Below are 14,737 nucleotides of genomic sequence, written 5' to 3' on the forward strand. Positions count from 1 at the left end.
GTCGCGCACGGGGTGGCGTACGTATGGAACCAATCACCCCACCCGCCCCGTCGAATCGGCATGTACAGGCAGAAGCAGCGCATCACCCTCACGGCCGCCCTCGCCCTCGTCCCCCTCGCCGCGGCCTGCGGCAGTGAACAGGCGGGCAGCACGTCGGCCGCCGCCCAGAAGCCCGTCACCGGCGTGCACTGGACCGTCGACAGCCTCACCGTCGACGGCAAGCAGCACGACGCCCCCACCGACGCACACGTCACCATCGACGACAGCGGCAAGGCCCAGGGCAACTACGGCTGCAACCACTTCAGCGCCCGGGCCGCCTTCGACGGCGACCGCATCCGGCTCAGCGACGCCACGATGACCGAGATGGCCTGCGAGGAAGCCCCCATGGCCTTCGAGGAGAACCTCGCCCGCACCCTCGCCGACGGCCCGCTGAAGACCGAGGTCAGCGGCGACCGCCTCACCCTCACCACCGACGCTGGCGACACCGTCCGTCTGACCGAGGAGCAGGACGCCCCGCTGTACGGCACGAAGTGGACGGTGACGGCACTGGGCGAGGGCGCGGTGGCCGAGTCCCTCCCGAAGGGCGCCGAGGGCAAGGCGTACCTCACCTTCGAGGAGAAGCCCGGCAAGGTCGGCGGCCGCCTCGCCTGCAACAAGGTCAACGCCGAGGCCACCGTGCGCGACGGGCGGATCACCCTGGGCACCGCATCCACCACGCGCATGATGTGCGAAGCCTCACTCATGGATACGGAAAAGCGCCTCCTGCGCCTCTTCGACGGCACGGTCAGCTACCGCCTGGAGCACCGCACCCTCACGCTGACCAGCGAAAACGGCGAGTCCGTGACCGCGACGGCCGGGAAGTGACCGGTTACCGCCGAGTATCCCCAATTCGGACCAGTGGTCGATCTCGCCTACACTCGGAGCCGTGCCACGTGGTGACGGTCGACTCAATCACGATCTGCTTCCCGGCGAAAAAGGCCCCCAGGACGCGTGTGGCGTCTTCGGTGTCTGGGCTCCGGGTGAAGAGGTCGCAAAGCTCACGTACTTCGGGCTCTACGCCCTCCAGCATCGGGGCCAGGAATCCGCGGGAATCGCGGTCAGCAACGGCTCCCAGATCCTCGTCTTCAAGGACATGGGACTGGTCTCCCAGGTCTTCGACGAAACCTCCCTCGGTTCCCTCCAGGGTCACATCGCGGTCGGTCACGCCCGCTACTCGACCACCGGCGCCTCGGTGTGGGAGAACGCCCAGCCGACGTTCCGCGCCACCGCGCACGGTTCCATCGCGCTCGGCCACAACGGCAACCTGGTCAACACCGCCCAGCTCGCCGAGATGGTCGCCGACCTGCCCAAGCAGGACGGCCGCACCACCCGGGTCGCGGCGACCAACGACACCGACCTCCTGACGGCCCTGCTCGCCGCCCAGGTCGACGCCGAGGGCAAGCCGCTGACCGTCGAGGAGGCGGCCCCCGTCGTCCTGCCACAGGTCAGGGGCGCCTTCAGCCTTGTCTTCATGGACGAGCACACCCTGTACGCCGCCCGCGACCCGCAGGGCATCCGCCCCCTCGTCCTGGGCCGCCTGGAGCGCGGCTGGGTGGTGGCCTCCGAGACCGCCGCTCTCGACATCGTCGGCGCCAGCTTCGTGCGCGAGGTGGAGCCCGGCGAGTTCATCGCCATCGACGAGCAGGGCCTGCGCACTTCGCGATTCGCGGACGCGAAGCCCAAGGGCTGTGTCTTCGAGTATGTGTACCTGGCCCGCCCGGACACCGACATCGCCGGCCGGAACGTCTACCTCTCCCGCGTCGAGATGGGCCGCCGCCTGGCGAAGGAGGCCCCCGCCGAGGCCGACCTCGTCATAGCGACCCCGGAGTCCGGCACCCCGGCGGCCATCGGTTACGCGGAGGCGAGCGGCATCCCGTTCGGCGCGGGTCTGGTCAAGAACGCGTACGTCGGCCGTACGTTCATCCAGCCCTCGCAGACGATCCGCCAGCTCGGTATCCGTCTGAAGCTGAACCCGCTCAAGGAAGTCATCAAGGGCAAGCGCCTGGTCGTCGTCGACGACTCGATCGTCCGCGGCAACACCCAGCGGGCCCTGGTCCGCATGCTGCGCGAGGCCGGCGCGGCCGAGGTCCACATCCGGATCTCCTCCCCGCCCGTGAAGTGGCCCTGCTTCTTCGGCATCGACTTCGCCACCCGCGCCGAGCTCATCGCCAACGGCATGACCACCGACGAGATCGGCACCTCCCTCGGCGCCGACTCCCTGGCGTACATCTCCATCGACGGCATGATCGAGGCGACCACCATCGCCAAGCCGAACCTGTGCCGCGCCTGCTTCGACGGCGAGTACCCGATGGAGCTCCCGGACCCCGAGCTGCTCGGCAAGCAGCTCCTGGAGACCGAGCTTGCGGCCGGTACGGCCGCCCCGGCTGCCGTCGACGCGATCCGTCGCCCGTAAGCCCCGTAGCAACCAACCCGAAAGATCCCAGGCAATGTCTGAGACCAATGCCGGTGCGTCCGGTGCTTCCTACGCGGCTGCCGGCGTCGACATCGAGGCGGGCGACCGCGCGGTCGAGCTGATGAAGGAGTGGGTGAAGAAGACGCAGCGCCCCGAGGTCCTCGGTGGCCTCGGCGGCTTCGCCGGCCTCTTCGACGCCTCCGCTCTCAAGCGCTACGAGCGTCCTCTGCTCGCCTCCGCCACGGACGGCGTCGGCACCAAGGTCGACATCGCCCGCCGGCTGGGCGTCTACGACACGATCGGCCACGACCTGGTCGCGATGGTCATGGACGACATCGTGGTGTGCGGCGCCGAGCCGCTGTTCATGACCGACTACATCTGCGTCGGCAAGGTCCACCCCGAGCGGGTGGCCGCCATCGTGAAGGGCATCGCCGAGGGCTGTGTGCTGGCCGGCTGCGCCCTGGTCGGCGGTGAGACGGCCGAGCACCCGGGTCTGCTGGGCGAGGACGACTTCGACGTCGCCGGTGCCGGTACCGGCGTCGTGGAGGCCGACCGGCTGCTCGGCCCGGATCGTATCCGTACGGGTGACGCCGTCATCGCCATGGCGTCCTCCGGTCTTCACTCGAACGGGTACTCACTGGTCCGGCACGTTCTGCTGGACCGTGCGGGCCTGGCCCTGGAATCGGAGATCGCCGAGCTCGGCCGCACCCTCGGTGAGGAGCTGCTGGAGCCGACGAAGATCTACTCCCTGGACTGCCTGGCCCTGACCCGCACCACCGAGGTGCACGCCTTCAGCCACATCACCGGCGGCGGACTCGCGGCCAACCTGGCCCGGGTCGTCCCCGACGGGCTGCACGCGATCGTCGACCGCTCCACCTGGACCCCGGCCCCGGTCTTCGACCTGGTCGGCCGGACCGGTGACGTCGAGCGCCTCGAGTTGGAGAAGACCCTGAACATGGGCGTCGGCATGATCGCGATCGTGCCGGAGGAATCCACCGAGGTGGCGCTGGCGACGCTGGCCGACCGCGGGGTGGACGCGTGGGTCGCCGGCGAGATCACGGACCGGGGTGAGCACACGACCGGTGCCGCCCTCGTGGGTGACTACGCGTAAACGGAAAACCCCTTGGGCTCCCCCTGCTCGAGCGCAGTCGAGCGTGGGGAGTTCGAGGAGCGGGTCCGGGACGAAGCCCTGAAGCGGCAGCACGAAACCCGGTCCGGCGCTCGAAGCCCCGGACCGGGTAAGGCACGGCTAAGCCGCTGCAGGCATCACGCGCCGCGACGATGCTGAGAGGACTGGTCGTCCTCGTCGTCCTCGTCGTCGTCCTCATAGAGGTCGGCGTACCGCGAATACAGGTCGTCGTCCTGCTCATCGTCCTCGAAGCGGTCGCCGTTCGGCGACTGGTTCGACGTCGATGCGCCCAGCTCTTCAGCCAGGCGTGAGAGGTCAGTCCCACCGCTGTTGTACTTCAGCTGGCGGGCGACCTTCGTCTGCTTGGCCTTGGCCCGGCCGCGCCCCATGGCTCGACCCCCTCAACGACGGGGCTCGACGGCCCCAGAGTCTGACACGCGTTCATGATCCGGAACGGACTCTCCGTGGAGAGGCCGGTCCGTAGGGCTTCCACGGTACCTGAGCCCGCGCCCATACGGTACGTCGCCCGCAGGAAGGGCGTGTGCACAGGACCTTCGAGGAGCCCTGTCCTCGCTGGTCAGTGGCGATTTTAACCACTTATTGGCGGACGACCCGCCGGTCGAAGTGAGAGTTCTCTCCAAGTGCCCACCGGCAGGTACCGCCCAAACCTGTCAGGCGCCCGCGCCGAACGTCACCATCCCCGCAACGCGGCGCCGTCATGCATCCGCTGTTCCGCGATCCGGTCGGCCGCGGCAGCCGGCGGAATGCCATCCGCCTTCGCGCGTGCGAATATGGCCAGCGTGGTGTCGTAGATCTGCGCGGCCTTCGCCTTGCACCGGTCGAAGTCGAAGCCGTGCAGTTCGTCGGCGACCTGGATGACGCCGCCGGCGTTGACCACGTAGTCGGGCGCGTAGAGGATCCCGCGGTCGGCGATGTCCTTCTCCACGCCCGGGTGGGCGAGCTGGTTGTTGGCCGCGCCGCAGACCACCCTGGCGGTCAGCACCGGCACGGAGTCGTCGTTCAGCGCCCCGCCGAGCGCGCAGGGAGCGTAGACGTCGAGCCCGTCGATCCGGATCAGCGCGTCGGTGTCGGCAACGGCCAGCACGTTCGGGTGCCGCTCGGTGACCCGCCGTACGGCCTCCTCGCGCACATCCGTGACGAAGACCTCGGCGCCCTCCGCCAGCAGGTGCTCCACCAGGTGGTGGCCGACCTTGCCGACGCCGGCGATCCCGACCCGGCGGCCGCGCAGCGACGGATCGCCCCACAGATGCTGGGCGGACGCCCGCATGCCCTGGTAGACGCCGAACGCGGTGAGCACGGAGGAGTCGCCCGCGCCGCCGTTCTCCGGCGAGCGCCCGGTCGTCCAGCGGCACTCGCGTGCGACGACGTCCATGTCGGCGACATACGTACCGACGTCACAGGCAGTGACGTACCGACCGCCCAGCGAGGCCACGAACCGGCCGTAGGCGAGCAGCAGCTCCTCGGTCTTGATCCGCTCCGGGTCACCGATGATCACGGCCTTGCCGCCGCCGTGGTCGAGCCCGGCCATGGCGTTCTTGTACGACATCCCGCGGGCGAGGTTCAGCGCGTCGGCGACGGCCTCCGCCTCGTTCCGGTACGGGTAGAAGCGGGTACCGCCGAGCGCGGGGCCCAGGGCGGTGGAGTGGATGGCGATGACGGCCTTGAGGCCGCTCGCGCGGTCCTGACAGAGCACGACTTGCTCATGACCCCCCTGGTCCGAGTGGAACAGGGTGTGCAGTACATCAGCAGGTGCGCCGGTTACGTCGGTCACGGTGGTGACTCCTGAGTAAGTAGCGGCGGTTGACGGGGCTCCCGTGGTGGTGGCGGGGGCCTGTGAGCATGAGATTAGAGCCTTGTGGCCCCGCCGACCGAGCAGTGCTCAGGATCACCTCCGGACGGAGTACGTCCGTGCGACGATTTGCATAGTTTTCCCGCGCGTTTGTGGGCGGGTTCCGCAGTTTTCCCCGGCAGCCGGCGGGGGAGGGAGCAGGCGTGCCCAAGGTGTCCTCGGTGATCGTCCCGTATGCGGCGTACCTGCGCGTGTACGAGCCGCTGGCCGCCTTCCCGGAGCCGGAGCGCGGCCAGTGGGCCCGCTACGCCCACCGCCCCGGCCGCCCCTCCTACCAGGACGAACTCCGCCGCTCCCTGGCCGACTTGCTGCCCACCCCGCCCGTCGCGGTGCCGGTGCACGAGAGCCGCGACGCTTTCGTGCTGGAGGCCGACGGGGTGGTCCACGTCTGCCCCTGGCGCACCCGGCTGCGCGGCTGGCAGGCCCTGGGCGATCTCGCCGAGGAGTTCCCGCCGCCCCTGTTGGACGCCGTCCTGCCTCCGCTGGTCCGCCACCAGGCCGCCCAGGACTACGAGCGCTGGCTCGCCCTCAACCCGGACGCCCGCCCCTGGATCCGCACCGCGACCTGGCAGGTGCCGCTGACCTGGTTCGTCCTGGTCTCGGACGAGGAGCGGCAGTACGACAAGGGCGCCGGGGGCACGGAGGACTCCGCGCCGGTGCTGCGCTACCGCACGCCCATGGTGCAGGCCCGGCGCCGGGTGGCCCGCGCCCTGCGCACCCTCAGGAACGCCATGGACGAGGGACCGCTCATCGACGGTCTCGTGGACGTCGGGCGCTGGCTGGAGGAGTTCCATCCGCGCTCCCTGGTGGAGCTGGACTACGGCGGGCTGGTGCACGCCCTGCCGGCCGGCGAGCTGGAGGGCGATCACTCGGCGGCCGACGTGGCCGAGGGGATCGAGGCGCTGCGCAACGGCGACGGGGCCGCGGCGGGCGAGGCGTACGGCCGGCTCGTGGAGCGCTGGCGGTCGGTACGCGACCTGCGTTCGGCGAACTGACGTACTGTGCTGTGACGCACCTTACGGAGCCTCAACAACGGACCTAGAGTGCGATCTGGGCGTTTGTGTCAAGGGTGTGACGGGGGCGACAAGCGTGACGGACCGCACTTACACGTCCCTTGCGCCGCTTGACCCCCCTCATGCCAAAATAGGACAAGGAGTCCGGGGAGGACTCCCTCCGTCCCATGTGCTCAACTATGGCCGGAATCTCAGCATTGCACGCTTTGGTGGGTCTAGTGACTCCGGATCGCCGCTGTGACTGATCGTCACAGCGGCGTGACTGTCCGCTATGGCATGGTCCATCGGCTTCCGTCGCTGATGAACACCTGGGAGGGCAATTCCATCGGTTTGGCCGACGCGGCTGGACAGATGGTGTAGTTGTAGTGCCGAGGACAAGCCGTTCGTCCTATAACCGACTCGACTCGCGTCCGCCATTTCGGGCAACGCGGGTCAAGGTGCAGAATTTAGAGGAAAGAACCGAGAAGGTTCGGTTCTCCCGAGGAGGCCGCTCATGACCGCTCGCACCCCTGATGCCGAGCCGCTGCTGACCCCGGCTGAGGTCGCCACGATGTTCCGCGTCGACCCGAAGACGGTCACGCGGTGGGCGAAGGCCGGCAAGCTCACTTCCATCCGTACGCTCGGCGGGCACCGCCGCTACCGCGAGGCCGAGGTCCGCGCACTGCTCGCGGGCATCCCGCAGCAGCGCAGCGAGGCCTGAACAACTGAATAACCGGGCAAACCGGCTGGTTCCCCCAACCAGCCGCGGCGTCCGAACCAAGCTCCAACCGACGCGGATCCTGCCCCAACAGGGTCCACGCCCAAGGTCTTCAGGCAACTGACAGGGTGCGTCATCGATCGCGCTGGACTCCGCCGGGTCCAGCGCGATCTTTTTGTGCGCCGGAGGTCGACCCTGTGGGCTGCCTTGTCGGAGTCTGGGGAGGGGTGTCGGAGCTGCTGTGCAGGCACCCTCCCCGGTGGTGCAATTGCACATATTAAATTGAACTGTTGTAGGGGATGGGTAAGTACCGCGGTTTCAGAAACTCATGCGGTGACACCCGTCACATGACGGGGTGCTTGTTGCCTCTGACCCATGTGCGATAGGGGAGTTGGTCATGTGACGGAGGCGCTCGAGGGGCGCTCGTCCTCGGCGCTCTCCTCCGGTACGTCCGTCGCCCGCGGCGCGGAGGCCATGGCGAGCCGCAGGAGCTGGTGGCAGATCGGGCAGTGCCGGGTCAGATGCCGATACGACGATGCGGCCGACAGATGCGCGCGGAGCAACGCCCGCGTCTCGTGCCTGACCGATGCCGCCATACGCCACCTCCGGGGTCGTACGGGAACGCTGCCCTGGTTTCTGAGTACCGAGCGAATGTGACGCCGTCAAGGCGGCGAGGGGCTCCGCCGGTACCGGCGCTTCGTGACACCCGGCGCTGCGGTGACCGCCCCTGGGGGCCTGCGGCCCCCAGACCTCCGCTTCGGCCCTGAACGGGCCTCGTCCTCAACCCCCAGAGGGGGCACCCCCCAGACGGGCTGAGATTTCGCCGACCGGCGCCGGATGTGTGCGCCAGGGCATGAGTAAGGCCCGCAGCCTCTTGCGGGATGCGGGCCTCAATCGTTTGCTGCGGTCCTGACGGGATTTGAACCCGCGGCCTCCACCTTGACAGGGTGGCGAGCACTCCAAACTGCTCCACAGGACCAGGTTTCGCTGCGCGTTTGTTGCGTTGCGCTGCGAGAAGAGACTGTACAGGAGGGCGGGGCCCTGGTCGAACTCACCCTGGGTGGCTACTCCGTTACGGGGCCGCCGCGTCGATCGCCTTCACGATGCGCTTGTCGGAGACCGGGTACGCCGTGCCGAGGGCGTGCGCGAAGTAGCTGACGCGGAGTTCCTCGATCATCCAGCGGATGTCCAGCACCGAGGACGGGACCGGGCGCCCCTGTGGCATCTGCTCGAGGAGCCAGGCGTACTCGTCCTGCATCTCCTTGACCTTCTCCATGCGCGTGGCGTCCCGCTGGACGTTCGTCGGCATCTGCTGCAGCCGGCGGTCCGCGGCGACCAGGTAGCGCATCAGGTCCGGCAGGCGCCGCAGCCCCGCCTCCGTCACGAAACCGGGCTTCACAAGGGCGTCCAGCTGCCCCCGTACGTCCTGGACGTTTGCCAGGAGCGCGGGGCTGCGTACGGCCTTCAGGCGGCGCTCACAGGCCTGCCAGGCGGCCAGGACCTGCTGCACCTGCCCGACCGTACGGACCGTCGTGTCGACGATCTCGGCACGCACCCTGTCGTACAGCTTCCGGTACGACTCCTCGTCCCACGCCGGCCCGCCGAAGTCCGCGATCAGCCTGTCGGCCGCGGCCGTCGCGCAGTCGTCGAACAGGGCCTGGATCGAGCCGTGCGGGTTGGCGGAGAGGGCGAGCTTCTGAGCGTTCGTCAGCTTCTCGGATGCGAACTTCGCAGGATTCACCGGGATGTTGCGGAGGATCAGGCGGCGCGTGCCCTTCCACATGGCCTCGGCCTGCTCCGCCTCCGTGTCGAAGAGGCGTACGGAGACCGTGTCGCCGTCGTCGACGAGCGCCGGGTACGCCTTCACGGGCTGGCCGGCCCGGCGGGTCTCGAAGACGCGGGTGAGCGTGCCGATCGTCCAGTCGGTCAGGCCCTTGCGCTCGACGGACTCGCCGCCCTGACGCTCGGCCGTGGCCGCGGCGGCCTGCGAGAGGGCCTTGCGGGCCTTCGGCTTCAGCCGGAGCTTCAGCGCCTCAAGATCCTTGTCCTCCGCCAGCTTGCGGCGGCGCTCGTCGACGATGCGGAACGTGATGCGCAGATGGTCGGGGACCTTCGACCAGTCGAAGTCCTCGGCGGTGAAGGGGACGCCGACCATCCGCTTCAGCTCGCGGGCCATGGTGATGGTGAGGGGTTCCTGGAGGGGTACGGCCGTGTCCAGGAACCGCTGCGCGAAGTTCGGCGCCGGTACGTAGTTGCGGCGGATCGGCTTCGGGAGGGACCGGATCAGCTCGGTGACCACTTCCTCCCGCAGGCCCGGGATCTGCCAGTCGAAGCCCTCGTCCGTGACCTGGTTGAGGACCTGCAGCGGAATGTGGACGGTGACGCCGTCGGCGTCCGCGCCCGGCTCGAACTGGTACGTGACCCGGAACTTCAGCGGGCCCTGCCGCCAGGAGTCCGGATAGTCCGCCTTGGTGACCGCCTCCGCCGACTCCCGGATGAGCATCTCGCGCTCGAAGTCCAGGAAGTCCGGCTGCTCGTGCCGCTTGCGCTTCCACCACGAGTCGAAGTGAGCGCCGGAGACGACGTGCTCGGGGATCCGCTGGTCGTAGAAGTCGAAGAGGGTCTCGTCGTCGACCAGGATGTCCCGGCGGCGGGCGCGGTGCTCCAACTCCTCGACCTCGGTGAGGAGTCTGCGGTTGTCGGCGAAGAACTTGTGGTGCGTGCGCCAGTCACCCTCGACCAGGGCGTTGCGGATGAAGAGCTCGCGGGATGCCTCCGGCTCGATCCGGCCGTAGTTGACCTTGCGCTGGGCGACGATCGGGACGCCGTACAGCGTGACCTTCTCGTACGCCATCACCGCGGCCTGGTCCTTCTCCCAGTGCGGTTCGCTGTACGTCCGCTTGAGAAGGTGCTCGGCGAGCGGCTCGACCCACTCCGGCTCGATCTTGGCGTTGACGCGGGCCCAGAGGCGGGAGGTCTCCACAAGCTCGGCGGACATCACGAACCGCGGCGGCTTCTTGAAGAGCGCCGAGCCCGGGAAGATCGCGAACTTGGCGTTACGGGCGCCGAGGTACTCGTTGCGCTCCCTGCGCGCGCCGGAGTCCCTGCTGTCCTTGGACTCCTTCACGTCCTTCATCCCGATGTGGGAGAGAAGGCCGGCGAGCAGGGAGACGTGGATGCGGTCGGTGGGGGCGTCGTCCTCGTTGACGTGGATGCCCATCTGCTTGGCGACCGTGCGCAGCTGGGTGTAGATGTCCTGCCATTCGCGGATGCGCAGGAAGTTGAGGTACTCCTGCTTGCACATCCGGCGGAAGGAGGACGAGCCGCGCTCCTTCTGCTGCTCGCGGATGTACCGCCAGAGGTTGAGGTAGGCGAGGAAGTCGCTGGTCTCGTCCTTGAAGCGGGCATGCTGCTGGTCGGCCTGGGTCTGCTTGTCGGCCGGGCGCTCGCGCGGGTCCTGGATGGACAGCGCGGCGGCTATGACCATGACCTCGCGGACGCAGCCGTTCTTGTCGGCCTCCAGCACCATGCGGGCCAGCCGCGGGTCGACGGGGAGCTGCGCGAGCTTGCGGCCCGTGTCGGTGAGACGCTTGCGCGGGTCCTTCTGGGCCGGGTCGAGCGCGCCCAGCTCCTGCAGGAGGTGGACGCCGTCGCGGATGTTGCGGTGGTCCGGCGGGTCGATGAACGGGAACTTCTCGATGTCGCCGAGGCCGGCCGCGGTCATCTGGAGGATGACGGACGCCAGATTCGTCCGCAGGATCTCGGCGTCCGTGAACTCCGGCCGCGCGAGGAAGTCGTCCTCGCTGTACAGCCGGATGCAGATGCCGTCGGACGTACGGCCGCAGCGGCCCTTGCGCTGGTTGGCGCTCGCCTGGGAGACCGGCTCGATGGGCAGCCGCTGGACCTTGGTGCGGTGGCTGTAGCGGGAGATCCGGGCGAAGCCGGGGTCGATGACGTACTTGATGCCCGGGACGGTGAGGGACGTCTCGGCGACGTTGGTTGCCAGAACGATCCTGCGGCCGGTGTGCGGCTGGAAGACCCGGTGCTGCTCGGCGTGGGACAGGCGGGCGTACAGCGGGAGGATCTCGGTGAAGCGGTACTGCTTCCTGGTGAGGGCGTCCGCGGTGTCCCGGATCTCCCGCTCACCGGAGAGGAAGACCAGGATGTCGCCCTGGCCCTCCCTCTGGAGCTCCTCGACCGCGTCGGTGATCGCGGTGATCTGGTCGCGGTCGGCGTCGTCGCCGTCCTCTTCGAGGAGGGGCCGGTAGCGCACCTCCACGGGATACGTACGTCCGCTGACCTCGACGATCGGCGCGTCGCCGAAGTGCCGGGAGAAGCGCTCGGGGTCGATGGTGGCGGAGGTGATGACGACCTTGAGATCGGGCCGCTTCGGCAGCAACTGCGCGAGATATCCGAGCAGGAAGTCGATGTTGAGGGACCGCTCGTGGGCCTCGTCGATGATGATCGTGTCGTAGGCGCGCAGCTCGCGGTCGGTCTGGATCTCGGCGAGCAGAATGCCGTCCGTCATGAGCTTGACGAAGGTGGCGTCCGGGTTCACCTGGTCGGTGAAGCGGACCTTCCAGCCGACGGTCTCCCCGAGCGGAGTGTCCAGCTCCTCGGCCACCCGCTCGGCGACGGTACGGGCGGCGATACGGCGGGGCTGGGTGTGCCCGATCATGCCGCGGACACCACGCCCGAGCTCGAGACAGATCTTCGGGATCTGTGTCGTCTTGCCGGACCCGGTCTCACCGGCGACGATCACGACCTGGTGGTCGCGAATGGCGTCGGCGATCTCGTCCTTCTTCTGGCTGACGGGCAGCTGGGGCGGGTAGGTGACCGCGGGCACGCGCGCCCGCCGGCCGGCCATCCGCTCCTCGGCCCTGGCGACTTCCGCCTCGATCTCGGCGAGCACGGCGGCACGCGCCTCCGGCTTACGGATCTTGCGCGCACCCTCGAGCCGCCGCCCGAGCCGGTGCGCATCGCGCAGCGAGAGCTCGGTGAGGCGGGGGGCGAGGGTGCCGAGGGCGGGGGCGCCGGGGGCAGGCTGCGTAGACATACGGGACCCAGGATCTCATCCCGGGGAAATCCATGGCGAATGCTTTTGTAGGTGCCGCAACGCGAAACCCCCGCCGATGATCTCGACGGGGGTTTGCTGCCCTCGGGGCGGTGGTGGCTGGGGCCGGGGTCGAACCGGCGACCTTCCGCTTTTCAGGCGGACGCTCGTACCAACTGAGCTACCCAGCCACGAGGTTTCACGTGAAACCTCAGCGGTCCTGACGGGATTTGAACCCGCGGCCTCCACCTTGACAGGGTGGCGAGCACTCCAAACTGCTCCACAGGACCAAGCTATGACGTACGACAGTGTCGCACACCGTACTGCGTGCCCCCAACGGGATTCGAACCCGTGCTACCGCCTTGAAAGGGCGGCGTCCTAGGCCGCTAGACGATGAGGGCTATCGGCCCGCCTGGGCGCTTCTCAGCGCGTCGGGGACGTGAGAAGCATATGGGATGGCGGGAGGGATCGCCAAAACGGTTTATGGAGACGGGGTGGGCGAGGGAGTGGGGGACGGGCTCGGGGACGGGGTGGCTCCCGGCTGGTTCTCCTCGACCAGGTGGCGGCTGACCTCCGCCGTCGTCAGGCCCAGACCGCCCAGCCTGATCGCGTCCCAGGCCTGGAGGCGGCGGGTGTCCCGGTCGAAGTAGAGGATCGACGCCTCGATCGGGTCCGGGTGCTCGCCCTCCACCGCGCGCAGGCCGCTGCCGCCCGTCGAGCCTTCGATGCGCAGCCGGGTGCCGTACCGCATGACCTCCGTTTCCTGGTGGTGCACATGGCCGGCCAGGACCAGGGGGACCTCGCCGTCGGTCTGGCGGGCGGCCGGCGGCTCGTGGGCGATGGCCACGTCCACGGGGGTGCCGGCGGCCCGCTGGTCGCGCAGTGCCGAGGCCAGGCGGGCGCCGGCCAGTTCCTGGGAGGCGTCGGCTCCGGGTTTGTTGGTGCGGTCGGGGGTGAACTGGGGGTCGCCGATGCCCGCGAAGCGCAGGCCCGCGATGGTCGTCGCCCGGCCGTCGTCCAGGACGTGCACGTTCTTGAGGCCTTCGAGGTAGCGCTGGGTGATCAGGGAGTCGTGGTTGCCGCGGACCCAGATGTACGGGGCGCCCAGGTCCTCGATGGGGTCCAGGAAGCCGTTCTCCGCCGCTGTGCCGTGGTCCATCGTGTCGCCGGAGTCCACGATCACGTTCACCTCGTACTGCTCCACCAGCGAGGCGATGATCTTCCAGCTGGCCGGGTTCAGGTGGATGTCGGAGACGTGCAGGACGCGGATGGTGGTGGGGTCCGGCTGGTAGGCGGGGAGCGTGGAGGTGGCGTCGTAGAGCTTCGTCACGTTCGTCACCAGGCGGGCCAGCTCCTGTTGGTAGACGTCGAATTCGGTGACGATGCTGCGGGCGTCGCCGACCAGGGAGGGGGCGGAGGAGAGCAGGCCGGAGAACCTCGGTTCCAGGACGGACTTGGGGTTCCAGGTGGCGTACGCGGTCGCCCCGGAGGCGGTGAGCAGGGTGAGGGCGAGGCCGCCGGCCGCCAGGGCCCGGCGCGGGCGGCGGTAGACCGCGAGGCCCAGGGCGGTGGCGCCCGCGACCACGGCCACGCAGGAGCGCACCGCCAGGTCGAGGGCGCCGTGGCCGACGTCCTGGGCGACCTCGTCCTGGAGGCCGGAGAGGCGTTCGGGGTGGTCGACGAGGGCCTGGGAGCGGTCCGGGTCGAGCTGGTCGACGTTCACGTCCAGGCGGACCGGGGCGATGTGGCTGTCCAGGTGGAGGGCGCCCAGCGGGGAGATGTTGATCTTCGTGCCGCCGGCGAGGGACGGGCGCAGGGTCATCGTCGTGTCCATCGGGCCGACCGGGACGCGCACGTTGCCGACGACCAGCAGACCGAGCCAGGCGCCCAGCAGGACGACTGTGATCAGGCCGAGGGCGCGGATCCAGGGGTTGTGGGGCTGGGAGACGAGTTCGACCGCGGGGTGGGGGCGGAGGCGGCGCGGCCTTCGTATGCGGGTGATCGTCTTCAGGACTGCGGCTGGGACGCGGGCCATTGGTCCCCTATGCCCGTGTGCGGGGGTGGGTATGCGGGGCTGTGCGGGTCGTAACGGGGCGGTCCTGTGGCTCTCGTACGGGGGTGTCGTGCCGGACAATGGGCCTGTGCTGGAGATGACGCGCGAGGAGTTCGAGGAACTGGTCGCCGAGGCGCTGGACCGGATTCCGCCGGAGCTGACGCGGCTGATGGACAACGTCGCGGTGTTCGTCGAGGACGAGCCTCCGGTGGACGATCCCGAGTTGCTGGGGCTGTACGAGGGGACTCCGCTGACGGAGCGGGGCGAGTGGTACGCCGGGGTGCTGCCGGACCGGATCACGATCTACCGGGGGCCGACGCTGAGGTTCTGCGTGTCGCGGGAGGACGTCGTCGCGGAGACGGAGATCACAGTGGTGCACGAGATCGCCCATCACTTCGGGATCGACGACGCGCGGTTGCACGCCCTGGGATACGGATGACCGTGCGCGTGTCCTCTTGTGGGCGGCGGGA

Annotated in this window: 11 protein-coding genes and 4 tRNA genes; 6 read left to right on the forward strand and 9 right to left on the reverse strand. The window is 69.1% G+C overall.

Translation table 11 applies throughout. The features are described from left to right. Window positions 1-60 precede the first annotated feature (60 nt). The 3 genes from ACFV7R_RS18020 (at window position 61) to purM (ending at window position 3,563) form a co-directional block, all read left to right on the forward strand. Window positions 61-864: an META domain-containing protein gene (locus tag ACFV7R_RS18020; protein ID WP_385264361.1), complete on the forward strand. Its 804-nt coding sequence runs from the start codon at window positions 61-63 to the stop codon at window positions 862-864. Window positions 865-925: 61 nt separating this feature from the next. Further along, complete coding sequence (gene purF, locus ACFV7R_RS18025; RefSeq protein ID WP_385264362.1) at window positions 926-2,452, forward strand: amidophosphoribosyltransferase; 1,527 nt, start codon at window positions 926-928, stop codon at window positions 2,450-2,452. A gap of 34 nt (window positions 2,453-2,486) precedes the next feature. Further along, a complete protein-coding gene (gene purM, locus ACFV7R_RS18030) occupies window positions 2,487-3,563 on the forward strand; it encodes a phosphoribosylformylglycinamidine cyclo-ligase (protein WP_385264364.1) in 1,077 nt (358 codons plus the stop codon). A 155-nt stretch (window positions 3,564-3,718) separates the two neighbouring features. Here the strand turns inward: purM and ACFV7R_RS18035 are convergent, their stop codons facing one another. Together ACFV7R_RS18035 and ACFV7R_RS18040 are read right to left on the reverse strand one after the other, a co-directional pair. Then, window positions 3,719-3,970, reverse strand: coding sequence for a DUF3073 domain-containing protein (locus tag ACFV7R_RS18035; RefSeq protein WP_129798627.1), 252 nt, complete (start codon window positions 3,968-3,970; stop codon window positions 3,719-3,721). 302 nt (window positions 3,971-4,272) lie between these two features. Then, a complete protein-coding gene (locus ACFV7R_RS18040) occupies window positions 4,273-5,373 on the reverse strand; it encodes a Leu/Phe/Val dehydrogenase (protein WP_385264365.1) in 1,101 nt (366 codons plus the stop codon). A 221-nt stretch (window positions 5,374-5,594) separates the two neighbouring features. Between ACFV7R_RS18040 and ACFV7R_RS18045 the strand changes: the two genes are divergently transcribed. Both ACFV7R_RS18045 and bldC read left to right on the forward strand, forming a co-directional pair. Further along, a complete protein-coding gene (locus ACFV7R_RS18045; protein ID WP_385264367.1) occupies window positions 5,595-6,446 on the forward strand; it encodes a hypothetical protein in 852 nt (283 codons plus the stop codon). Window positions 6,447-6,957: 511 nt separating this feature from the next. Then, window positions 6,958-7,164, forward strand: a complete 207-nt coding sequence (bldC, locus tag ACFV7R_RS18050; RefSeq protein ID WP_003949541.1) for a developmental transcriptional regulator BldC — start codon at window positions 6,958-6,960, stop codon at window positions 7,162-7,164. Window positions 7,165-7,556: 392 nt separating this feature from the next. Here the strand turns inward: bldC and ACFV7R_RS18055 are convergent, their stop codons facing one another. The 7 genes from ACFV7R_RS18055 to ACFV7R_RS18085 all read right to left on the reverse strand — a co-directional run bounded on the left by ACFV7R_RS18055 (window position 7,557) and on the right by ACFV7R_RS18085 (window position 14,249). Then, window positions 7,557-7,757 (reverse strand): DUF6274 family protein, encoded by a 201-nt coding sequence (locus ACFV7R_RS18055; protein WP_129798624.1) that lies wholly within the window; start codon window positions 7,755-7,757, stop codon window positions 7,557-7,559. Between the two features lie 308 nt (window positions 7,758-8,065). After that, window positions 8,066-8,140: transfer RNA gene (locus ACFV7R_RS18060), tRNA-Asp, on the reverse strand. A 93-nt stretch (window positions 8,141-8,233) separates the two neighbouring features. Continuing rightward, a complete protein-coding gene (hrpA, locus tag ACFV7R_RS18065; protein ID WP_385264369.1) occupies window positions 8,234-12,217 on the reverse strand; it encodes an ATP-dependent RNA helicase HrpA in 3,984 nt (1,327 codons plus the stop codon). 111 nt (window positions 12,218-12,328) lie between these two features. Beyond that, window positions 12,329-12,405 (reverse strand) — tRNA-Phe (locus ACFV7R_RS18070). Window positions 12,406-12,429: 24 nt separating this feature from the next. Next, a tRNA-Asp gene (locus ACFV7R_RS18075) sits at window positions 12,430-12,504 on the reverse strand. Between the two features lie 38 nt (window positions 12,505-12,542). Beyond that, window positions 12,543-12,615 (reverse strand) — tRNA-Glu (locus ACFV7R_RS18080). 80 nt (window positions 12,616-12,695) lie between these two features. Continuing rightward, complete coding sequence (locus tag ACFV7R_RS18085; RefSeq protein WP_385264370.1) at window positions 12,696-14,249, reverse strand: metallophosphoesterase; 1,554 nt, start codon at window positions 14,247-14,249, stop codon at window positions 12,696-12,698. A 106-nt stretch (window positions 14,250-14,355) separates the two neighbouring features. Between ACFV7R_RS18085 and ACFV7R_RS18090 the strand changes: the two genes are divergently transcribed. Continuing rightward, complete coding sequence (locus ACFV7R_RS18090; RefSeq protein ID WP_129798619.1) at window positions 14,356-14,706, forward strand: metallopeptidase family protein; 351 nt, start codon at window positions 14,356-14,358, stop codon at window positions 14,704-14,706. Window positions 14,707-14,737: the final 31 nt, after the last annotated feature.

This window comes from Streptomyces sp. NPDC059866 (assembly GCF_042731325.1).
GTDB lineage: Bacteria > Actinomycetota > Actinomycetes > Streptomycetales > Streptomycetaceae > Streptomyces > Streptomyces flavusporus.